At 65.0% G+C, this 19988-nt stretch carries 21 protein-coding genes and 1 pseudogene; 11 read left to right on the top strand and 11 right to left on the bottom strand.

Annotated elements, in window-relative coordinates:
* Nucleotides 1-22 precede the first annotated feature (22 nt).
* The 4 genes from ACUXVA_RS10855 to dnaG all read right to left on the bottom strand — a co-directional run bounded on the left by ACUXVA_RS10855 (nucleotide 23) and on the right by dnaG (nucleotide 5852).
* Entirely contained in the window at nucleotides 23-673 is a 651-nt protein-coding gene (locus ACUXVA_RS10855) for a lysozyme inhibitor LprI family protein (RefSeq protein WP_445492099.1), read from the bottom strand.
* 36 nt (nucleotides 674-709) lie between these two features.
* A complete protein-coding gene (locus tag ACUXVA_RS10850) occupies nucleotides 710-1096 on the bottom strand; it encodes an ester cyclase (protein ID WP_265080301.1) in 387 nt (128 codons plus the stop codon).
* Between the two features lie 374 nt (nucleotides 1097-1470).
* A complete protein-coding gene (rpoD, locus tag ACUXVA_RS10845) occupies nucleotides 1471-3579 on the bottom strand; it encodes an RNA polymerase sigma factor RpoD (protein ID WP_265080302.1) in 2109 nt (702 codons plus the stop codon).
* Nucleotides 3580-3812: 233 nt separating this feature from the next.
* Nucleotides 3813-5852 (bottom strand): DNA primase, encoded by a 2040-nt coding sequence (dnaG, locus tag ACUXVA_RS10840; RefSeq protein WP_445492096.1) that lies wholly within the window; start codon nucleotides 5850-5852, stop codon nucleotides 3813-3815.
* Between the two features lie 352 nt (nucleotides 5853-6204).
* Between dnaG and ACUXVA_RS10835 the strand changes: the two genes are divergently transcribed.
* From ACUXVA_RS10835 to ACUXVA_RS10810, 6 genes are all read left to right on the top strand, one after another.
* On the top strand, nucleotides 6205-6321 hold the full coding sequence (locus ACUXVA_RS10835; RefSeq protein WP_265080303.1) for a BrnT family toxin: 117 nt from the start codon (nucleotides 6205-6207) through the stop codon (nucleotides 6319-6321).
* A gap of 12 nt (nucleotides 6322-6333) precedes the next feature.
* Entirely contained in the window at nucleotides 6334-6519 is a 186-nt protein-coding gene (locus ACUXVA_RS10830; protein WP_445493274.1) for a BrnT family toxin, read from the top strand.
* On the top strand, nucleotides 6467-6781 hold the full coding sequence (locus tag ACUXVA_RS10825) for a BrnA antitoxin family protein (protein WP_445492093.1): 315 nt from the start codon (nucleotides 6467-6469) through the stop codon (nucleotides 6779-6781). The genes ACUXVA_RS10830 and ACUXVA_RS10825 overlap by 53 nt, the downstream gene beginning before the upstream one ends.
* Nucleotides 6782-6928: 147 nt before the next feature.
* A complete protein-coding gene (locus ACUXVA_RS10820) occupies nucleotides 6929-7474 on the top strand; it encodes a chlorite dismutase family protein (RefSeq protein WP_445492091.1) in 546 nt (181 codons plus the stop codon).
* A 142-nt stretch (nucleotides 7475-7616) separates the two neighbouring features.
* Nucleotides 7617-8822, top strand: coding sequence for an MFS transporter (locus ACUXVA_RS10815; RefSeq protein WP_265080306.1), 1206 nt, complete (start codon nucleotides 7617-7619; stop codon nucleotides 8820-8822).
* Between the two features lie 121 nt (nucleotides 8823-8943).
* Nucleotides 8944-10650 (top strand): methyl-accepting chemotaxis protein, encoded by a 1707-nt coding sequence (locus ACUXVA_RS10810; protein ID WP_445492089.1) that lies wholly within the window; start codon nucleotides 8944-8946, stop codon nucleotides 10648-10650.
* Between the two features lie 36 nt (nucleotides 10651-10686).
* Here ACUXVA_RS10810 and ACUXVA_RS10805 read toward each other — a convergent pair whose 3' ends face one another.
* Nucleotides 10687-11580 carry a LysR family transcriptional regulator gene (locus ACUXVA_RS10805; RefSeq protein ID WP_265080308.1) on the bottom strand — a complete coding sequence of 298 codons (894 nt, stop codon included), beginning with the start codon at nucleotides 11578-11580 and terminating at the stop codon, nucleotides 10687-10689.
* A gap of 101 nt (nucleotides 11581-11681) precedes the next feature.
* Here ACUXVA_RS10805 and ACUXVA_RS10800 point away from each other — a divergent pair, with 101 nt between their 5' ends.
* Together ACUXVA_RS10800 and ACUXVA_RS10795 are read left to right on the top strand one after the other, a co-directional pair.
* Nucleotides 11682-12545 (top strand): NmrA/HSCARG family protein, encoded by an 864-nt coding sequence (locus tag ACUXVA_RS10800; protein WP_265080309.1) that lies wholly within the window; start codon nucleotides 11682-11684, stop codon nucleotides 12543-12545.
* A gap of 78 nt (nucleotides 12546-12623) precedes the next feature.
* Nucleotides 12624-13289, top strand: a complete 666-nt coding sequence (locus ACUXVA_RS10795) for an NAD(P)-dependent oxidoreductase (RefSeq protein WP_445492086.1) — start codon at nucleotides 12624-12626, stop codon at nucleotides 13287-13289.
* A gap of 34 nt (nucleotides 13290-13323) precedes the next feature.
* On the opposite strand, the gene ACUXVA_RS10790 is transcribed toward ACUXVA_RS10795, so the two are convergent.
* The 3 genes from ACUXVA_RS10790 to ACUXVA_RS10780 are packed head-to-tail and all read right to left on the bottom strand — an operon-like array spanning nucleotide 13324 to nucleotide 15450.
* The gene (locus tag ACUXVA_RS10790; RefSeq protein ID WP_265080311.1) at nucleotides 13324-13728 is read right to left on the bottom strand and encodes a gamma-glutamylcyclotransferase family protein; all 405 of its coding nucleotides are present in this window, start codon (nucleotides 13726-13728) and stop codon (nucleotides 13324-13326) included.
* Nucleotides 13728-14552, bottom strand: coding sequence for a transglutaminase-like domain-containing protein (locus ACUXVA_RS10785; protein WP_445492083.1), 825 nt, complete (start codon nucleotides 14550-14552; stop codon nucleotides 13728-13730). Before ACUXVA_RS10785 ends, ACUXVA_RS10790 begins: the two co-directional genes overlap by 1 nt.
* Before the next feature lies 1 nt (nucleotide 14553).
* The gene (locus ACUXVA_RS10780) at nucleotides 14554-15450 is read right to left on the bottom strand and encodes a transglutaminase family protein (protein WP_265080313.1); all 897 of its coding nucleotides are present in this window, start codon (nucleotides 15448-15450) and stop codon (nucleotides 14554-14556) included.
* A 93-nt stretch (nucleotides 15451-15543) separates the two neighbouring features.
* Here ACUXVA_RS10780 and ACUXVA_RS10775 point away from each other — a divergent pair, with 93 nt between their 5' ends.
* Nucleotides 15544-16359 carry an N-formylglutamate amidohydrolase gene (locus tag ACUXVA_RS10775; RefSeq protein ID WP_445492081.1) on the top strand — a complete coding sequence of 272 codons (816 nt, stop codon included), beginning with the start codon at nucleotides 15544-15546 and terminating at the stop codon, nucleotides 16357-16359.
* A 207-nt stretch (nucleotides 16360-16566) separates the two neighbouring features.
* On the opposite strand, the gene ACUXVA_RS10770 is transcribed toward ACUXVA_RS10775, so the two are convergent.
* Nucleotides 16567-17541 carry a DUF3592 domain-containing protein gene (locus tag ACUXVA_RS10770; RefSeq protein WP_265080315.1) on the bottom strand — a complete coding sequence of 325 codons (975 nt, stop codon included), beginning with the start codon at nucleotides 17539-17541 and terminating at the stop codon, nucleotides 16567-16569.
* Between the two features lie 81 nt (nucleotides 17542-17622).
* Nucleotides 17623-18233: pseudogene (locus tag ACUXVA_RS10765) on the bottom strand (LysE family translocator).
* 133 nt (nucleotides 18234-18366) lie between these two features.
* On the opposite strand from ACUXVA_RS10765, the gene ACUXVA_RS10760 reads away from it, so the two are divergent.
* Entirely contained in the window at nucleotides 18367-18681 is a 315-nt protein-coding gene (locus ACUXVA_RS10760) for an ArsR/SmtB family transcription factor (protein ID WP_265083842.1), read from the top strand.
* Nucleotides 18674-19129 carry an SRPBCC family protein gene (locus ACUXVA_RS10755; protein WP_265080316.1) on the top strand — a complete coding sequence of 152 codons (456 nt, stop codon included), beginning with the start codon at nucleotides 18674-18676 and terminating at the stop codon, nucleotides 19127-19129. Before ACUXVA_RS10760 ends, ACUXVA_RS10755 begins: the two co-directional genes overlap by 8 nt.
* A 27-nt stretch (nucleotides 19130-19156) precedes the next feature.
* Here ACUXVA_RS10755 and ACUXVA_RS10750 read toward each other — a convergent pair whose 3' ends face one another.
* Complete coding sequence (locus tag ACUXVA_RS10750; RefSeq protein ID WP_265080317.1) at nucleotides 19157-19984, bottom strand: DUF2189 domain-containing protein; 828 nt, start codon at nucleotides 19982-19984, stop codon at nucleotides 19157-19159.
* Between the last annotated feature and the right edge of the window lie 4 nt (nucleotides 19985-19988).

The following is a 19988-nucleotide window of genomic DNA, read 5'->3' as shown; positions in this document are numbered from 1 at the left end:
AGACGGCGCGCGTCGCCACGCGCTATTTCCGTCCGGCAAGATCGGCAGCAAAGATGCGCAGAAAGATCGCCCGCCGTGCGGTCTCGCGATTGTTGCACGAGGCGATCATCGGATTGGCCATGGTGCCCTCGAAATAATCGTACCAGAAGCCGCAGCTCAGCTCGCGGCTGTGGCTCCACGCCTGCTGCATCGCGCGCAGTTTTGTTTGCTGCTCGGGCTCGAGCGCCTTCATCATCGCGGCATCGGACTGTGCGACAATGCCTTCCCACACCAGCCGCTCGCGATCCAGGCAATCGATCCGGCGCCGGTCGGCCGCGGCACTCTCATCGCCCATGCACGGCCGCGCCACCACCATCAGGCAGGCCGCCTCGGCCGCTTCCTGCGACGCTCCGCGTTTGCTGTCCTGCTTGCGCAGGCATGCGTCGATGGCGGCGACGTCGCTTGATGCCGGGCCTTCGGCACGTACCGGCAGCGGAGCGGCGATGAGTGCCAGCAGGACGGACAGCGGTAGATAACGGAGCATGTGGCGGGACCGGTTTGCGACGAGGTTTCGGATAGGTCGTCGCGGCGCGGTCGCTGGTTCGAAGCCTACGGTCCTTCCGCTCGATTCAACGGCCACGAGCGTAGGGCGCAATAGCGAAGCGTATTGCGCCGCCGCGCGGGCACAGGCCAAGCGCGAGTTTGCCTGTTGCGTGACGACGGGGAGCCTTTACCCTGCCGGCGGGTTGAGCAGCACCCAGAGCCGAGCGATCCGGCCGTCGACGATCTCGGCCGCGTCGGCGCCGGTGACGGTGATGGGGCCGCCCATCGGACCGGCGTGCCAGCGCAGCACCGCCAGACCGTGATGGCCGACGGCGGGGCCATCGGCGACAAACGTGAAGTCAGGACCGAACTGCGCCAGCAACTGGCCTGCCGTGTCCGAGATCGCCTGACGCCCCTGCACGATGGCCGCCGGTTCGAACATCACGGGATCGGCGACGAAGATGTCGGCGATCGCGTCCGCGCGCCGGGCGGCGTCGCGTTCGTTGAAGACGCGGTTGAGGTTGGCATGAAGGATCGTGCCGTAATCCGGCTCGGCGGGGGCAGTCGCGTTCATTGAAAAGTCCTATGTGGGCGGCGAGGGCCGGATCTTACCGCCCAACGACGGACGGACAAGCCTCGGCGCTTCCCGCGATCCCCCCTGCCTCCGCGAAGCCGCGCTTCTCCTGGGGAAGGAAGCAGAGACGGCGGCGCGTGTGGCAAGAGACCACCGCTCACTCCGCTTTCGTTACCCACGCAGGCGGGTGACCCAGTCAACGTTGTCGGCAATGCTCCATTACAGGCATTGGCGTGTACCGGGCCGCCCGGTCCTGGCGCGCAGTTGCGCGCAGGCCGGGGCGATGACAGCGGCGCGTGTTGATGCCGCGTGCGCCACAAACAAAAATGCCCGGCGCGAGCCGGGCATTTTGATAGCAGCCAATATCGACTGACTTAGTTGTCCAGGAACGACCTGAGCTTCCGGCTTCGCGACGGATGCTTCAGCTTGCGCAGCGCCTTGGCTTCGATCTGGCGGATGCGCTCGCGGGTCACCGAGAACTGCTGGCCGACTTCCTCCAGCGTGTGGTCGGTGTTCATGCCGATGCCGAAGCGCATGCGCAGCACGCGCTCTTCACGCGGGGTGAGCGAGGCCAGCACGCGGGTCGTGGTCTCGCGCAGGTTGGACTGGATCGCCGCGTCGATCGGCAGGATCGCGTTCTTGTCCTCGATGAAGTCGCCGAGATGCGAATCTTCCTCGTCACCCACCGGGGTTTCCAGCGACAGCGGCTCTTTCGCGATCTTGAGAACCTTGCGCACCTTCTCCAGCGGCATGCCCAGCTTCTCGGCCAGTTCCTCCGGGGTCGGCTCGCGGCCGATCTCGTTGAGCATCTGCCGGGACGTGCGCACGATCTTGTTGATGGTCTCGATCATGTGCACGGGAATGCGGATGGTGCGCGCCTGGTCGGCGATCGAGCGGGTGATCGCCTGGCGGATCCACCAGGTGGCGTAGGTCGAGAACTTGTAGCCGCGGCGGTATTCGAATTTATCGACCGCCTTCATCAGGCCGATGTTGCCTTCCTGGATCAGATCGAGGAACTGCAGGCCGCGGTTGGTGTATTTCTTGGCGATCGAGATGACGAGACGGAGGTTGGCTTCCACCATCTCTTTCTTGGCCTGGCGGGCTTCGCGCTCGCCCTTCTGCACGCCGTGCACGATCTTGCGGAATTCGCCGATCTCGAGGCCGGTGAGGGCCGCGAGCTGCTGGATCTCGCCGCGCAGGTCCTTGATCTTGTCCTTCTCGTGATGGACGAAGTTCTTCCAGCCCTTGGCGGACAGCTTGGAGACGCGGTTCAGCCACTTCGGATCGAGCTCGGAGCCCTGGTAGTTGCGCAGGAAGTCTTCGCGGGCGACGCCGTGGCTGTCGCCGAGGCGCAGCAGGCGACCTTCGAACGACACCAGCTTCTTGTTGATGTCGTAGAGCTGCTCGACCAGCGAATCGATACGCGCCTGGTTGAGGCGCAGCGACTTCACCTCGACGATGATCTCGTCCTTGAGCTTCTTGTACTTGCGCTCCTGGGCCGGCGACAGCTGCTCGCTCTGCAGCTGGTTGGCGATGTCCTGCTCCTGCAGGCGGCGCAGCTTCTTGTAGTTGTCGGCGATCTTGTCGAAGGTCTCGACCACCTTCGGCTTCAGCTCGGCCTCGATGGCCGCCAGCGACATCTGGTTCTCGAACTCGTCGTCGTCGCCGTCACCGTCGCCTTCCGAGGGGGCGTCGGCGGCGGGCGCAGCGGGCGCCGGGCGCGGCGGCGCGGCGCGGAACGGGGTGGCCGTCGGCGGGGCGGCCGGAGGTGCGGCCACGGCGGCGGTGCCCTCGTCGCCATCGGCGGCCACCGGTGCGGCGATCAGCGCCGGGTTCATGTTGTTCTTGGCGTCGGGGCCGGCGTAAGTCGCTTCGAGATCGATGATGTCGCGGAGGAAGATCTTTCCTTCGTTGAGTTCATCGCGCCAGATGATGATGGCCTGGAAGGTCAGCGGGCTTTCGCAGAGACCCGCGATCATCGCCTCGCGGCCGGCCTCGATGCGCTTGGCGATGGCGATTTCGCCCTCGCGCGACAGCAGCTCGACGGTGCCCATCTCGCGCAGATACATGCGGACGGGATCGTCGGTGCGCTCGCCGGGCTCGGACTTCTTGGTTTCGGTGACGGCCTTCTGGGTGACCTCGACCAACTCGTTGTCGGGTTCTTCCTCGGCCTCTTCCTTGGTCTCTTCCTCGTCGCTATCGGCGTCATCCGACTCGGAGACGTTGATGCCCATGTCGGAGAGCATCGACATGATGTCCTCGATCTGTTCGGGCGAGGTGGTGTCCGAAGGCAAGACTTCGTTGAGCTGATCGAAGGTCACGAAGCCGCGCTTCTTGGCCTGCTTGATCATCTTCTTGACGGCGGCGTCCGACAGGTCGAGCAACGGCGACGGCGCGTCCGGGGAATCCTTTTCCGGGGCGTCTGCAGCCTTGTCGTCTTTTTCCTTGTCCTTAACCTGCAGCGTCTTTGCCTTGGTGGCCATTCATTGCTCCTGAAACGCGCTCACGCTGGGAGCGTTGCCGCCCCGCTTTGAAGTAGATCGATCTCGACGCGGAAAGGGCGGCGCTGAACTTCGCCACCCCCGAATCTGTCTCGCCGATGTCGCACAATGGCTTAAAGGGCCTTAAGCTCCGATTAACCCTGTTTTTGCAGCCAAACCATGGGTTTGGCGAGTCTTTTGCGGTTCCGGCGACCGCCGTCCGCAGCAAATTGCCATCACTCGCTGCGCAAAAACCGCCCCGACGATTCGCCGAAACCCTCAATCAGGGCTTCGATACCGTCCACTTCGGCAAGCCGGGCCTTGATATCCTGCAGCCACGCGTAGTTCGCCTCGCTGGCCTCCTCACCGAGGGCCAGTTCGGCATCCTTCAGCTCCCTAAGTAATGAGTGCCATTGCCGATGCAAGGCAACCAGCTGGGTCCAGGTGGAAAGAACGTCCTCGCGCGCCGCCCCAGGCTGCGCCGCCCACACGTCCTTGGTGGTAATCGCCTTCTCAACGTGTTGCAATTGCTCAGTAAATCCAGCCTTAACCAGGTCTGAACGCATTTTCTCGCTTTGCTCGGATTCATCGCCGTGGTGATGCTCGTGGGCGAAGCAGGCGATGATCCCGGCACGCAGCCGGTGCATCTGCGGGTGCGCCAGCTCCAGCGCCGCCACCTCCTCCAGCCGGTCGTGCAGCAGCCATGGGTGGTTGATCAGGGTCTGCACGATCAGCGCCTCGCGCCGCGATATGGCACTGCGCTGGCCGCGCATGATCGACGAATTGGCCGGCTGCGGCGAGACCACCTGGTAGGGGTTGCGGTTGATGGTCTGGCTGCCGGCCGAGGCCTGGGAGCGGCCGCGCGGGGTGATTCGCCCGGCGGCGCCGGGGGTGAAGCTGGCGGAGGCGCCGAATCCGGGCCGGCCGCCGCCGAAACCGCCGAAGCCACCGGGACCGCCGCGGGCGGGTCCGCGCCCGCCAAAATTGCCGCGGCCGAAGCCGGCCGGCGGGCCGAACGCCGCCTTCAGCCGCTCCGCCATGTCCTGGCGGTAGTAGCGCTTCACCACCTCCTCGCGGATGCCGTTGGAGAGTTCGTTGATGCGGACTTCCAGTGCGGCGCGGCGCTCCGGGGTGGAGAAGTCGCCGCCCTCCATCTCGCGCGTCCAGATCAGGTCGGACAGCGAGCGCGACACGCCCAGAACTTCCTCGATGGCCAGGCGGCCACCGGCGCGGGCGAGATCGTCGGGATCCTGGCCTTCGGGGAGCAGCGCGAATTTCAGGCTCTTGCCGGGCTTGAGGTGCGGCAGCGCCAGTTCGGCGGCGCGCCACGCCGCCTTCTGGCCGGCCTTGTCGCCGTCGAAGCACAGGATCGGCTCGTCGGCCATCTTCCACAGCAGCATCGGCTGGTTTTCGGTCAGCGCGGTGCCGAGCGGGGCGACGCTGCCGGCAAAACCGACGCTGACCATGGCGATGACGTCGACATAGCCTTCCACCACCACCAGCTGCGCGCCGTTATGGGTGGCGGTGCGCGCCGTGGCGAGGTTGTAGAGATTGTCGCCCTTGTGAAACAGCGGGGTCTCCGGCGAATTCATGTACTTCGCCGGCACATCCTTCTCCAGCGCCCGGCCGCCGAAGGCGATCACCCTGTTGCGCAGGTCGGTGATGGGAAACATCACGCGGTCGCGAAACTTGTCGTAGGGCACCGGGATGTCGTCGCCGCCGTTCAACAGGCCGGCCTCGACCATGTCGGCGGTGGAGATGCTCTGCCCGCCCAAAAACTCCTTCAGCGCATAGCGCTCGGCCGGCGCATAGCCGATGCGGAACTGAACCTGGGTCGCCGGCGAGATGCCGCGATCGGCGAGGTAGCCGCGGGCACGGGCACCCAGCCGCGACGCCAGCGTGTCGGCGAAGAATTTGGCGGCCAACTCCATCACGTCATACAGCGTCTTGCGGCGCTGCTCGTGCCTTGCTGCGTCCGGCGTCGCCGCCGGCAGCGCCAGCCCGGCCATCTGCGCCAGCCGCTCCACCGCCTCCGGGAAGGCGCAGCCGTCGGTCTCCATCACGAAGCTGATGATGTCGCCGTGCTTGCCGCTGGAGAAGTCGTGGTAAAATCCCTTCTCGTCGTTGACGAAGAACGACGGCGATTTTTCCTGCTGGAACGGCGACAGCCCCTTCCACTCGCGCCCGGCCTTCTTCAGCTTGACGCGCTTGCTCACCACTTCCGACACCGGAAGCCGGGCGCGCAGGTCGTCGAGAAACTGGGGCGTGAAGCGCATGGTGGCGTTATGCTTTGAGTCGGTTGCGGGAGTCTCGACCTGGTTGGCCAGACTGCACCCAGCCGGCCATCGATATAGGGTTTGTTACTGCAAGTACGAGGGCTCGCGGGTTGCACCCGCTATTCACAGGGAGTCGTAGCCATAGTGGCGTCATTCCGGGATGCCGCAGACGGCGGAGCCGGCTGATGCAGGCCCGGAATCCCGGGATGGTCAGCCCGGATTTCCGACAGATTGACGCCCGCCATACAATCGTATATACACAACTAAAGCGCTCATAAAGATAAGAAAACTGTTTAGGGAAGAAACGTCCGCGTAGGCAGCGAAGCTGGCTTTACTTCACGGATGTAAACCTATGACAGAGACATTCGATTTCAAATCCCTCGATGGATTTGATTGGGACCATGTCAAGAACGAAGCAAATCGCGCCAAGCACGGCATCGACTTCGATGACGCTATCGAGATCTTTTAAGGGCGTGTCGTTCTGCGTCGATCAGATCGCAACAATGAGGAGCGCTGGGTCGCGGTTGGATATTCGGACAACCGACTGATTGCCGTTGTGTTTGCGCGACGGAAAGACGTCATCCAGATTATCTCGGCGCGACGCGCAAGGACGAATGAAGAAAGAGACTATCGTAACAAGGAAATGGGGCGACCGCCGGAAGGGTAAGACCGACTGGGCAGCCGTCGACGCGTTGACGGACGAGGAGATCACGAGAGCCGTTGCGAATGATCCGGACGCCGTGCCGCTTGATCTGGACTGGTCAGAATTTGTCCTCGTCGTTCCCGCGAAGAAGAAGGCCATCTCCATCCGCCTCGACGAAGACGTGCTCGATTTTTTCAAGAGCGAGGGCGATGGCTATCAGCGGCGCATGAATGCGGTACTGCGCTCCTACATGCTGCAGAAGGCGAAGCCTGAGAAGCGGGCATAGACTGTTACTCCCGCGCCTGTCATCGCTGAACTTTTCCAGATTCCCCGCCACTCCAATTGGAGTGGCTGAGGTTCGCTCGAGCTGCGCTCCCGCGCCCGGAACGACGGAGCTCTTGCACCCCGCCCGGTTCCACGCTTTGCTCCGGCCATGTTCACAACCTTCACCGCCGGCGACGCCGGCAGCCGGCAGATCCTCCGCATCACGCCGGTGACCGGCGATAGCCTGGCGCCGGCCTCTCATCTCGCCGTCGCGCCCGTCGCCACGCTGCCCGCGGCGTCCGCTGCAGGCTGGCCGCTCACCGGCGTCGCCAGCCATGTGCGCTATGTGGAGCGTACCGAGAAGACCGCCCTGGTCGCGGTGCAGGCCGGGCTCGGCCGTCCCGACGCCACGCTGGCCGCGCTGATCCCGATCAGGAAATCCACGGCGTGGTGGGAGCTCACCCAGGAAGAACGTCGCCGGATCTTCGAGGACAAGTCGCAGCACATCGCTGCGTCGATGAAGTACCTGCCGGCGATCGCGCGGCAGCTCTATCACGCCCGCGACCTCGGCCAGCCGTTCGACTTTCTCACCTGGTTCGAATTCGCACCGGAGCATGCGCAGGTCTTCGAGGATCTGGTCGGCATGCTCCGGGCGACGGAGGAATGGCGTTTTGTGGAGCGCGAGGTGGATGTGCGGCTCCGAAGGGCGGATTGATCGAGGCGCGGTATCGAGGCGGCGCTGTCACCGCACTGGCATAACGCTTCTCCCGTGCATGGCACCCATCCGCCGCACCGCCCTTTCACGGCCGGGGCCGATGCGCCATATCAGCGGGCCTTCCCGCCAACGAAAAGACGTCATGCCCCCATCATCCGAGACCACCACCCGGGACGACGGTCCCGGCGCGTGGCTGATTTTCGCCTTTGCCCTGACCTGCGGCGTCACCGTCGCCAATGTCTATTACGCGCAGCCGCTGGTCGGCCCGATCAGCGCCGCGTTCGGCATCGGCATCGATGCCGGCAGCTTCATCGTCACCATGATCCAGCTCGGCTATGTGGCCGGACTGCTGTTCCTGGTGCCGCTCGGCGATCTCGTCGAGAACAAGAAGCTGGTGCTGATCACGCTGGCCGGTTTGGTCGCCTGCCTGCTGATCTCCGTCGCCGCACCCAACGCCGCGGTGTTCTTCGCCTCATCGCTGCTGCTCGGCATCTTCGCGGTCGGGACCCAGATGCTGGTGCCGATGGTGGCGCATCTGGCGCCCGAGCGGCGCCGCGGCCAGGTGGTCGGCACCGTCGTCTCCGGTGCGCTGTTCGGCATCCTGCTGGCGCGGCCGGTCTCGACATTGATCGCCGGCAGCTTCGGCTGGCACGCGGTCTATCTCAGCTCGGCGGTGGCGATGTGCGCCGTGATCGCGCTGATGGCCTGGGTGCTGCCGCGGCGGCAGCCGGAGCACGCGCTGACCTATCGCAAGCTGATCCATTCGTTGTGGGAGTTGTTGATCCACACGCCGGTGCTGCAGCGGCGTGCCGCCTATCAGGCGCTGTTCTTCGGCGCCTTCAGCCTGTTCTGGACCTCGTCGCCGCTGCTGCTGGAGGCGCCGCCGTTCTCGCTCGGCCATCTCGCGATGTCCGCCTTCCTGCTGTCGGGCGTCGCCGGCGCGATGATTGCTCCCTTGGCCGGCCGGCTTGCCGACCGCGGCCACAGCCGCGCCGTGACCGGCGTCGCCATCGCCGCCATGGGCCTCAGCTTCGTGCTGACGTGGATCGGCGGCAGCCACGGCTCGCTCGCCGCCTTCGTGCTCGCGGGCATCGTGCTCGATGCCGGCTCGCAGGCGCATCTGGTCACCGGCCAGCGCGCCATCTTCGCGCTGGCGCCGCACGTGCGCAGCCGGCTCAACGCGCTATATCTCGGCCTGTTCTTCTTCGGCGGCGCGGTGGGCTCGGCCGTGTCCGGCAGCGCGGTGTCGCATGGCGGCGCGGCCACGGTGAGCCTGATCGGACTGGGGTTCACCGCACTCGCGGCGCTGCTTTATGCGACTGAGTTTTTGCGGAAGCGGACGTCGTAGCTGAACCTGTTGCGACGCGGAGTAGCATTGGGGCGGCGATGCACCCGATTGTTAGTCAATCGGATCTATATACCGATTTTGCAGTCTGAAGTTATCAGAGACCGAAATCTGGAGCCCTTTAATGAATTTCCTCGCGCGGTTCAGGATACTGACCAAAATTTTGTCGATCATTGTCCTGATGGCGGGCATCGCCGCAGGCGTGGCGTATCTTGGTATCACGGCGCTGAGTTCGCTCAATGCCAAGGCCGACCTGATGAGCTCTGCTGCAAAACGCGCCTTGCTGGCCGCCCGCGCCAATCAGAATGTCACCGCACTCAACCGCGCTGAGTTCCGCACAGCTCTGGACCCACGCCTGGAGAACCGGACCGCGGCACGCAAGGTCATCGAAGAGAACCTCCAGCAGTACGAAGAGCGGATCGAGCAGGTCAGCAAGACCCCGGACGAAGCGGCGCGCGCGATGCTGCCGGCCGTCAAGGACGCTTTCGCCGCCTACAAGAAAGACATGGAGAAGACGCTTAGCCTCAGCGATGACGTCAAGGCGGCTCAACTCAGCGAAACGACGGCGCAACTGCAAGCAGCGGCCATGGCGAGCCGTGCCGCGGCCGAAGCGCTGCAGGCCAAGGTGAAAGCACTGGCCGACCGCTTGAACGATCGCGTCGAGAATTTTGCCAAAGAGGCGACCACCGAATATCAGGCCGCCGCGCAGATGATGGTGATCATTTCGGCCGTCGGTGTCGTGGTCGGACTGGTTCTTGGCTTCCTGATCGGCCAGTACGGAATCGCCGCGCCCATTCGCGCCGTCGTCCATCTGCTGCAGTCGCTCGCACGCGGCGGCTTCGATGTCGACGTCGCGGGCACCGAGCGCAGGGACGAAGTGGGCGATGTCGCCAGGACCGCGCTTGTGTTCAAGGAGAACGGCCTCGCCAAGATCCGCATGGAGGCCGAACAGAAGGAAGCCGAGCAGAACGCCGTCCGCGTCCGCAAGGCCGACATGATCAAGCTCGCCCATGATTTCGAGGGAGCGGTCGGCGAGATCATCGAGACCGTGTCGTCGGCATCGAACGAACTCGAATCCTCCGCCGCATCGCTGACAGCCACTGCCGAACGGTCGCAGCAGGTCACCACCATGGTTGCCGCGGCCTCGGAAGAAGCCTCGACCAACGTCCAGTCGGTGGCCTCGGCCACCGAGGAAATGGCGTCCTCCGTCAACGAGATCAGCCGTCAGGTGCAGGATTCGGCGCGCATCGCCGGCGAGGCGGTGATGCAGGCGGACAAGACCAACGAGCGGATCGGCGTGCTGGCCGCTGCTGCCAGCCGCATCGGCGCTGTCGTCGAGTTGATCAACAACATTGCGGGCCAGACCAATCTGCTGGCGCTGAATGCGACCATCGAGGCGGCGCGCGCCGGCGACGCCGGCCGCGGCTTCGCCGTGGTGGCGTCCGAGGTCAAGGCGCTGGCCGAGCAGACCGCCAAGGCTACCGGCGAGGTCAGCGCGCAGATCGCCAGCATGCAGGCTGCAACCGGCGAGTCGGTGACCGCCATCAAGGAGATCGGCGTCACCATCGCCCAGATGTCGGAAATCGCCTCGACCATCGCCTCGGCGGTGGAAGAACAGGGGGCTGCGACGCAGGAGATTTCCCGCAACGTCCAGCAGGCGGCGCAGGGCACCCAGCAGGTTTCGGTCAACATCACCGATGTGCAGCGCGGCGCGTCGGAGACCGGTTCGGCCTCGTCGCAGGTGCTGTCCGCAGCACGGTCGCTGTCGCGCGACTCGAGCCGGCTGAAGCTCGAGGTCGGCCAGTTCCTCAGCACGGTTCGGGCAGCATGATCGAACCAGGCGAGGCGCGTTAGTCAGCGCCTCGTCTCACGCCCCGACATAGGCCGCCAGTTCGTCGGGCGTCCCCATCGGGAAGGCCGACTTCAAATAATCGAGGAAGGCCGAGACGCGCGCGCTCAGCAGCCGGCGGGACGGATACAGCGTCCACAAAGCGATGTCCGGTCCGTCCACATCGCCCCAATGCACCAGCGTTCCGGCGGCGAGATCGTGACTGACAAGCGAGATCGGCAGCCGTCCGGCGCCGACGCCCGCGCGCACGGCATCGCGGACCATCAGCAGCGAGGACAGCCGCAGCACCGGATCGACCGCGATGCGTGATGGTCCGGCCGGCCCCCTCACGTCCCAAGCGGCCACCGGCTCGCCGGCGCCCCTCACGACGGCAGGGACAGCACGATCGTCGGCCGGACGCGCGAGGCCAGGGCTCGCCACCACCACCAGCCGATCGCGCAGAAAGATGCGGCCGACAAGGCTCGCATCCGGATCGGGATTGACCCGGATCGCCAGGTCATAGCCTTCCTCGACCATGTCGACGGTGCGGTCTTCGGTCGTGACCTCAAGCCGGACCTCCGGGTATTTCAGCGCGAATCCAGCCGCGAGCTGGCCCATCGCGGTCTGGGAGAACAGCAGGGGCGCGCTGATCCGCAACGTCCCGCGCGGCCGGTCTCCGCCCGAAGCGATCGCTGCGGCCGTCTCCTCGATCTCGGTCAGCAAGGCCCCGGTTCGCTCGAACAGCGCCCGCCCCTCTTCGGTCAGCTTCGGCGTCCGCGCGCCGCGCTCGAACAGACGCAGCTCGAGGGCCGCCTCCAGTTCCGCGACACGGCGGGACAGGGTGGCTTTGGGGCGGCCAGCGGCCCGCGCGGCCCGGCCGAACCCGCCGTGCCGAGCCACAAGATTGAAGTCAGCTAGGGCAAGCAGATCCATATGTTCCACCAATGAGACGATCTGTCTAAATATACTGTCTATCGGCACAAATGTGGATCGCTATTTTCCGGGTGTGTTTTCAACCAACCGGAGTGATCCCCATGACCATCCTCGTTACCGGCGCAACCGGCACCATCGGCCGCCAGGTCGTCGAACAGCTCGTCAAGCGCGGCGCCGACGTGCGGGCGCTGGTCCGCGATCCCGCCAAGACGAACCTGCCGGCGGGCGTCACCGTCGTGCAGGGCGATCTGCTCGACGTCGACTCGCTACGCGGCGCCTTTGCAGGTGCCTCCACCCTGTTTCTGCTCAACGCCGTGGTGGCCGATGAAGTCACGCAGGCGCTGATCGCGCTCAACCTCGCCCGCGAGGCCGGCATCGAACGGATCGTCTATCTGTCGGTGATCCACAGCGATCTCTACGTGAACGTGCCGCACTTCGCCGGCAAGTTCGGCGTCGAGCGGATGATCGAGCGGATGGGCTTCAACGCCACCATCCTGCGCCCGGCATATTTCATGAACAACGATCTCACCATCAAGGACGTCGTGCTAGGCCATGGCGTCTACCCGATGCCGGTCGGCAGCAAGGGCCTCGCCATGGTCGATGCACGCGACATCGGCGAGATCGCGGCCATCGAACTGATCCGTCGCGAGCAGGCGACCGCCCCGCTGCCGCTCGAGCGCATCAACGTCGTCGGTCCGGACACGCTGACCGGGGACCAGATCGCCGCCATCTGGTCGGAGGTGCTGGGTCGTCCCATCGCCTATGGCGGCGACGACACCGCAGCTTTCGAGCAGAACCTCAGGGCGTTCATGCCGGGCTGGATGGCGTTCGACATGCGGCTGATGAGCGAGCGCTTTCTCACCGACGGCATGCTCCCCGAGGCCGGCGACGTCACCCGCCTGACGGCGCTGCTGGGCCGTCCGCTCCGCTCCTACCGCGACTTCGCCAGGGAAATCGCGGCCTGACGGCGCAGCCTCCGGTCCCACCCGAAACTTCACCGACGGGACGGCCTCTCAGGCCTCCCGCTTTTCGAGGCAACTGCCATGCAAGACTCTGCAACCGACACCGTCCAGACCCAGCCGAAGCTGCTCGTCCTCGGCGCCACCGGCGGCACCGGCCGCCTGATCGTCAACCAGGCGGTAACGCGCGGATATGACGTCACGGCCCTCGTCCGTTCAGCGGAGAAGGCCGGTGACCTCAAAGGGGCAAGACTCGTCGTCGGAGATGCCCGCGACGAAGCCGCCTTGCGTGAAGCAATCAAAGGGCGGACCGCGGTCGTCAGTGCCCTGGGCACACCGGCCAGTCCGTTTCGCGAGGTGACGCTGCTCTCCACTGCCACGCGCGCGCTCGTGAGCGCCATGAAGGCCGAGCACGTCTCGCGGCTCGTCTGCATCACGGGGATGGGCGCCGGCGACAGCGCCGGACATGGCGGCTTTGTTTTCGACAGGCTGATTTTCCCGCTTCTGCTGCGCAAGGTCTATGCCGACAAGAACCGGCAGGAAGCCATCGTCAGGGCCAGCGGGCTCGACTGGAGTCTGGTTCGCCCGTCCGTGCTGAACGACAAGCCCGCCCGCAACACGGTGCGGGCGATCACCGACCTTACCGGCTTCCATGGCGGAACGATATCGCGCTCGGACGTGGCGGGTTTCGTCCTCGACCAACTCGGTAACGAGGCCTGGCGGCATCGCGCTCCGCTGATCACATGGTGAAGGCAGATCGGCCGATGATCCGGAGCGCGGCGTGCTATTTTTCCAGAAACCGGCCGGAGGCGATGCGCTTCGCCTCCTCCACCGGGCGATTGTAGATGTAGGTCCAAGCCTCGTGCACGCTGCCGTCGGCCAGCGTCACCGGCAGCGTCTCGCGCAGATACAGAGTGGGCGGATCGAAGTTCGGGCCGCAGCTTTCGTACTCGTCGAGTTCGGCCAGCAGTGCGGCCGGATCATGCATGCGATAGAGTTCGCCGGATACGACGTCGCCCGGCGCGGCGGCCCGCAACAGGCCTGGATAATGCGCGATCATGTAGAGCCGGCCGGGGCAGCGGCCCTCGCCCAGAAATTCCGCACTGCGCGACAGCAGCTTCGACATCGGATGATCGAAGCGGCGCATCAGGGTGCCGTAAACGAAGATCAGATCAAGCGCTGCAGTCATCAGTCGACGGGGTCCGGGTTCTTGATCTCGTCGGATATCACAAAGAACTTGACCAGGTCCATGCGGCCGAAGCTGGTGGTCAGCGCCACGTCGGCGGCGTCGCGGCCGGTGCCCATCAGGATGCGGCCGATGCGCGGCTTGTTGTGGCGGGCGTCGCAGGTGTACCAGCGGCCGGACAGATAGACCTCGAACCAGCCGGAGAAGTCCATCACCGATCCGTCATAGGGAATGCCGATGTCGCCCATATAGCCGGTGCAGTAGCGCGCCGGAATGCCCATGCAGCGGCAAAAGGTCAGCGCCAGATGCGCGTAGTCGCGGCACACACCATTGCCCTGGGCGTAGACGTCATGGGCCGACTTCATCGCATGGGCATGCTCGTAGCCGAATTTCACATGGTTGTGCACGAAGGCGATGATGGTTTGCACCCGATTCCAGCCGGGCTCGGTATTGCCGAACAGCGACCAGGCGATGTCGGTGAGCTTGTCGGTCTCGCAATAGCGGCTGGCCATCAGGTAGAGCAGGCATTCGTCGGGCAGCCGGTCGATCGGCAATTGCTGCGCCGCCGGCACCACCACGTCGGGCTGGCCGGAATCGCGCACCAGCGTGTTGCCGTGGAAGGTGATGCCGCCGGCCGGGGCCACCAGCCGGCCGCAGACATTGCCGAAGCTGTCGCGGTAATAGGTGATCGGCACGTTCGGATCGGTGGTGATGGACTCGGTGCCGACGATGTCGCTCCATCGCGACGGATGGATGCTGAGCATCGTCACCATCGGTGTCGGCTGCGGCGCTGCATAGGTGATCTCGAAGCCGACCCTGATGAGCATGTTAGGTGTGTGCCTTTACGTCTTCGCCGACCGAGACGACATTGATGCTGACATCCATACCGAGGAAAGCGTCAGCCGAACCGAGATAGGTGCCGTGCAGCGGGATCGCCTGGCGCGGATCACGCGCCACGGCGACGCGAATGAGATCGCGGCTGCCGACGATGCCGTTGGTGGGATCGAACTCGATCCAGCCCGCGGCGGGAAGATAGACCTGCACCCAGGCGTGGGTGGAGCCGCCGCCGACATAGCCATGCTGCTTATCGCCGTGAATGAACAGGTAGCCAGAGACGAAGCGCGCGGCGATACCGAGGCGGCGGCAGGCCTCGATCATGAACAATGCGAAGTCGCGGCAGGTGCCGGACTGGGTCTGCAGCGTATCCAGCGGATGCTGGGTGCCGTGCTCGTGGCGCTTGCGGTACTTGAACTGCTTGCGGATGCCATGGGTCATACCGGCGAGGATGTTGAAGGTCGGCGTCGGCCCGTCGGGATCGAGGAATCCGCGCGCCCAGTAAGCCAGCTCGCCGTCGGGATCGCCATATTGCGGGCGGATGAATTCCCGCAGGTCGGGCAGTTCGTCGCCGTCATACATGAAGGGGTAGAAATAGGCGCGGTCGTCCGGCGTCAGCGCGAATTCATCGGTCGGCATGTGCTCGATGGTGGCGGTCGCGCTGAAGGTCAGCGTGCGGGCACGCTCGTCGAAGGTGGCGATGGCCACCGAATTGCCGAACACATCGTGGATCCAGCGCAGCGACATCGGCTCCGGGGTGATCTGCAGATTACCCGTGAGCATGCGGAGGTCGTGCCCGTCGCGCGGACGCAGCATGATGCGATGCTCGCCGAACGCCACCGGATGGGCATAGCGATATTCGGTCTTGTGATGAATCGTCAGCAGGGGCATCGTCGCGTCATTCATATGATGGCTATGATTCATATCGTGAAATCTATACCGATGCCTGCTGATTGACAGGACGGTTTGCTGCCTCGTTAGGCAATGCAGGGGAAAAGCGCTTTGAGCAGCGTCAGCGACACTTCACTACGCCTCGGCGCCGGGGAAGTTCCCCCGGTCTGGGAACAAAATGCCGGCAGCGCCTCGCCGTTTCTGCTGACCTGCGATCATTATGGCCGGCTGATCCCCGCCATGCTGGGCGACCTCGGCCTGCCCGACAGCGAGCGGCGGCGCCATATCGGCTGGGATATCGGCATTGCCGGCGTCGCCGAGCAGATGGCAGGCGCGCTGGGCGCGCATCTGATCGCGCAGCGCTATTCGCGGCTGGTGATCGACTGCAATCGCCCGCCGGAAGCGCCGAGCTCGATCCCGATCATCAGCGAAGCCACCACGGTGCCGGGCAATGAGGGGCTGAGCCGCGACGAGGCCGAGGCGCGGCGGCGCGAGATCTTCGATCCCTACCACCAGCGTATTCGCGAGACCATCGACCAAAGGCAGCGCGACGGCGTGCCCACGGTGCTGGTGGCACTACACAGTTTCACGCCGGTCTATGCCGGCATCGCCAGGCCCTGGCACATCGGCACGCTCTATCAGAAAGACACTCGCCTGCCGCCGCTGCTGCTGGATTTCTTGCGCGCCGAGCCGGATCTCGTGGTCGGCGACAACGAGCCCTATGCGGTGTCGGATGCCACCGACTACACCATTCCGGTCCATGCCGAAGCGCGCGGACTGATGAATACCGGCATCGAGATCAGGCAGGACCTGATTTCGGATCAGGCCGGCGAGACGCAATGGGCCGAGCGGCTGACGCAGATCTTTGGCGAGATCGAAGCGGTGCTGAAGACGAAGGGGCTGATCTAGGTGGAGCTACTTCCCTTCCCTCTCCCCCAAGCGCAGCGAAGCTGCGCGCAGGCGGGAGAGGGTGGATCGAACACGCGCAGCGGGTTCGAGCCGGGAGAGTGGGCTCTTCTACAGCGCTTGCCGCCGTCCCTCTCCCGCCTTCGCTGCGCGAAGGCACCCTCTCCCGCTGCGCAAAGCTTCGCTTTGCTGGGGGAGAGGGGAAAGAAACTACCCATGCGTCGCGACGTAACCCGCCGCCACCGCAAATCCCGCCGCGATGGCCCACAGGAACCACGCTGCCCCGCCGCCCGGATTGAGGGTGGAGTCGGTCGGGTTGGCGGGGTTGACGAACACGCGGACCGCCGCGCCGTTCTGGTAGTCCATGCCGAACAAGCGCATCTGCCAGCGTGGCGGCGACGGATTGCTGGTGCTGATGCTGCCGGCGCTCCCGATATAGGCGATATGGTTGAAGCGGTAGCTGTAGGTCACCTTGCGCTCGTGCATCATCGGTCCGGCGCGGCCGGTGTCGCTGTCGGCGCTTTGATAGGTCTCCACGCCCGATAGCTTGATCACGCCGGGCACCACCGGCCAGCTCCGCGCCAACCTCGACTGGCGATGCAGCGCCAGCCCGAACAGCGCGATGAAAAAACCGAACGCGCCCAGCGCCATCACCAGCGGCGACAGTTTGGGATCGGCCAGATGCGCGGCAACATAGTCCGCCATGTGCTTGCCGCCGAACGCGCCGCCGAACACGATGACCAGCACGATGACGATGCCCCAGGCCAGGCAGCCGGCGGCGCCTTTCGGCAGATCGCGCTCCAGCACCGCATCCCGCGGGTGCCGCGGATTGTAGTAAACGGTGACATCGGCGCCGACCGGATAGCGCGCGATGGTTTCGGCAACCTCGAAATTGCCGCGGTTCTCGCCGATGTCGACGCGGTTGTTGCGCAGCTTCTGTCCGCTCACCGTGTATTCGTAGACGATATTGGCGAAGTTGCGCTGCTCAAGGCGCTGGCGATCGGCACGGGTGTCGTCGATCACCTTGACGTCGCGCACTTCGGAAGTCGACACCACGACCTTGCCGGGCGTCGACGGCCAGTCGCTGGCGGCACGGACCTGGAGATATTTCCAGGTTGCGGCGATCAGGAAGAGGACGGCCGGCGACAGCACGATCGCATAGGCGTACCAGGGGATATCGGGCAAGGCGCGACCTCGGGAAGAACCGACGCCGGTTGACGCCATGAGGCTTGGACGCCGCGTCGGGCGGGATGGTTCAATCGCGCCTCAGCGCGCCCGCGTCAATGCCAGCCAGATCCCGCCGCCGATCATGAAGCCGCCGGATGCGCGCGACAGCATTCGCGTCCGCCGCGCCGAAAAGAACTTTCGCGCACGGCCGGCGAGGATTGCATAGATCGCGTCGGTGATCCCCGCGATCACCATGAAGGTGAATCCGAGGATCGCGACCTGCAGCATCTGGTTCTTCTCCATGTCGACGAACTGCGGAATGAAGGCGCCGAAGAACACCAGCACCTTGGGATTGCTGAGCAGCACCAGCAGGCCCTGCAAAAGAAGCCGCCGCGCGGCGGCGCCACGTCGGCATCGAGGCCTTCGACCGGCGCGCGGATCAGCTTGATGCCGAGCCACACCAGATAGGCCGCGCCCGCCAGGCGCACCCAGTCGAACCAGTAGCCCATGGTGGCCATCAGCGTGGCCAGGCCGAGCGCGACGATGCCGATCACGACGGCCAGTCCCACTTGCGTGCCGGCAATGACAGTCAGTGCAGCGCGGGTGCCGTAGCGCAGGCCGCTGGCGATCACCAAGGTGACATTCGGTCCGGGCAACAGCGCCAGCGCGACGCAGGCGGCGACGAAGGCGAGATAGAGCTGAAGGGACATCGATTGGCTCCGGAGCTGCGTCCTGCCTGGCCACGTGCCGGCCATGACGGCGTCGGTTCAACTCTAGCAGCAATCGGGATCGCCTCAATCGTCGACTTGACATGCAACTATTTGGTTGCCTATTATCTCCGCCATGGATGAAGTCTTCAAGGCACTGGCCGACGCGTCGCGACGTTCGTTGCTGGACCGGCTTCATGCCCGGAACGGCCAGACGCTGAACGAACTGTGCGACGGCCTCGCCATGAGCCGGCAGGCGGTGACCAAGCATCTGGCGATCCTGGAGGCCGCCAATCTGGTCGCGACCATCAGGCATGGCCGCGAGAAGCTGCACTATCTCAATCCCGTGCCGATCTTTGACATCGGCGAGCGCTGGATCAGGAAATTCGAGCGCGGCAAGCTCACCGCGCTCAGCGCCTTGAAACGCCAACTGGAGAAGGACGATGAGTAAACCGGAATTCGTCTACACGACCTTCATCAACACCACGCCGGACAAACTCTGGCACGCTTTGACCGATACGGATTTCACCGAACGCTACTGGTTCGGCTGCAAGCTGACCTCGGACTGGAAGGTCGGCTCGCCCATGCAGATGACGCGCGGCGGCCAGATCATGAACGAATGCGTCATCCTGGAATCCGATCCGCCGCGCCGGCTGGTCTATAGCTGGCTGACGGTGTTCGACGAGGCCATGAAGCAGGAGCGGCCTTCGCAGGTGACGTTCGTGCTCGAACCCACCACCCGGGGCGCCGTCAAGCTCACCGTCACCCACGACGGCTTCGCTGAAGGCAGCAAGACCCTGCCCAGCATTTCCGAGGGCTGGCCGCTGGTGCTGTCGAGCCTCAAGAGCATTCTCGAGACCGGCCAGCCGGTGGCTTTCGAGAAGACAATCGCGGCGTAGAGCAGGTCTTGCCGGCTCGATCGGAGCCTATCCCGTCGCCGGCGATCCGAGCGGCGGCGGCGACGTCACCGCATCGGACGCCGCGACCGGCACAACGATGCGCCGGTACAGATGCCAGGTGGCGTGGCCGAGCACCGGCAGCGTCACCAGCAGGCCGAGGAAATACGGCAGCGACGACACCGCCAGTAGCACCACGATGACCGCGGCCCAGCCGATCATCGGCAGCGGGCTCATCACCACCGCGCGCACGCTGGTGATCATCGCGGTGACCGCGTCGATGTCGCGCTCCAGCAGCAGCGGGAACGACACCACCGTGAGCGAGAACAGGATCAGCGACAGCGCCGCGCCGACCAGATTGCCGAGCGCCAGGAACACCAACCCTTCATTGGTGGTCAGCACCACCGTGATGAATTCCGGCAGGCTGGCGAAGGATGCGTTGAGGCCGAGCAGCACGGCGATCAACAAGCGCACCTGGTACATCCAGATGAGGAACACGAACAGCGTGACGAAGGCCATCCAGCCGATCTCGCTGCGCGTCTTCACGGTGGCCCAGATGCCGCGCCACGACGGCCGCTGCCCGGCCTCACGCTGGCGGCTCACCTCATAGAGGCCGACGGCAACGAACGGCCCGATCAGCGCAAAGCCGGCGGCCAGCGGATAAGCGAGGTAAACCATGCCGAATGCGGTCAGGCTGAGCAGGATGGCGATGCCGCCAGCGACGTAAAGCGCGCCGAAGGCCAGCCCGAACAGCGGCGCCGCCTGGAAATCGCGCAGCCCCTCGCCCAGCGACTCCGCGATGTCGGCGGCGGTGATGCGCCGGACGACCGGATCGGTCTTTCCCGAGATGGATGTCATGGGC

Source organism: Rhodopseudomonas sp. RCAM05734 (assembly GCF_052658035.1).
This window is presented reverse-complemented; position numbering and strand designations above follow the sequence as displayed.

Bases quoted from the DNA above. Each gene is read 5' to 3' on its own strand.
- ACUXVA_RS10835 (WP_265080303.1), top strand. From the start codon at position 6,205: ATGACAGAGACATTCGATTTCAAATCCCTCGATGGATTTGATTGGGAC.
- ACUXVA_RS10790 (WP_265080311.1), bottom strand. From the start codon at position 13,728: ATGACTGCAGCGCTTGATCTGATCTTCGTTTACGGCACCCTGATGCGC.
- ACUXVA_RS10850 (WP_265080301.1), bottom strand. From the start codon at position 1,096: ATGAACGCGACTGCCCCCGCCGAGCCGGATTACGGCACGATCCTTCAT.
- ACUXVA_RS10800 (WP_265080309.1), top strand. From the start codon at position 11,682: ATGACCATCCTCGTTACCGGCGCAACCGGCACCATCGGCCGCCAGGTC.
- ACUXVA_RS10750 (WP_265080317.1), bottom strand. From the start codon at position 19,984: ATGACATCCATCTCGGGAAAGACCGATCCGGTCGTCCGGCGCATCACC.
- ACUXVA_RS10805 (WP_265080308.1), bottom strand. From the start codon at position 11,580: ATGGATCTGCTTGCCCTAGCTGACTTCAATCTTGTGGCTCGGCACGGC.
- ACUXVA_RS10815 (WP_265080306.1), top strand. From the start codon at position 7,617: ATGCCCCCATCATCCGAGACCACCACCCGGGACGACGGTCCCGGCGCG.
- ACUXVA_RS10825 (WP_445492093.1), top strand. From the start codon at position 6,467: ATGAAGAAAGAGACTATCGTAACAAGGAAATGGGGCGACCGCCGGAAG.
- ACUXVA_RS10755 (WP_265080316.1), top strand. From the start codon at position 18,674: ATGAGTAAACCGGAATTCGTCTACACGACCTTCATCAACACCACGCCG.
- ACUXVA_RS10780 (WP_265080313.1), bottom strand. From the start codon at position 15,450: ATGCCCCTGCTGACGATTCATCACAAGACCGAATATCGCTATGCCCAT.
- ACUXVA_RS10760 (WP_265083842.1), top strand. From the start codon at position 18,367: ATGGATGAAGTCTTCAAGGCACTGGCCGACGCGTCGCGACGTTCGTTG.
- ACUXVA_RS10810 (WP_445492089.1), top strand. From the start codon at position 8,944: ATGAATTTCCTCGCGCGGTTCAGGATACTGACCAAAATTTTGTCGATC.
- dnaG (WP_445492096.1), bottom strand. From the start codon at position 5,852: ATGCGCTTCACGCCCCAGTTTCTCGACGACCTGCGCGCCCGGCTTCCG.
- ACUXVA_RS10820 (WP_445492091.1), top strand. From the start codon at position 6,929: ATGTTCACAACCTTCACCGCCGGCGACGCCGGCAGCCGGCAGATCCTC.
- rpoD (WP_265080302.1), bottom strand. From the start codon at position 3,579: ATGGCCACCAAGGCAAAGACGCTGCAGGTTAAGGACAAGGAAAAAGAC.
- ACUXVA_RS10775 (WP_445492081.1), top strand. From the start codon at position 15,544: ATGCAGGGGAAAAGCGCTTTGAGCAGCGTCAGCGACACTTCACTACGC.
- ACUXVA_RS10785 (WP_445492083.1), bottom strand. From the start codon at position 14,552: ATGCTCATCAGGGTCGGCTTCGAGATCACCTATGCAGCGCCGCAGCCG.
- ACUXVA_RS10795 (WP_445492086.1), top strand. From the start codon at position 12,624: ATGCAAGACTCTGCAACCGACACCGTCCAGACCCAGCCGAAGCTGCTC.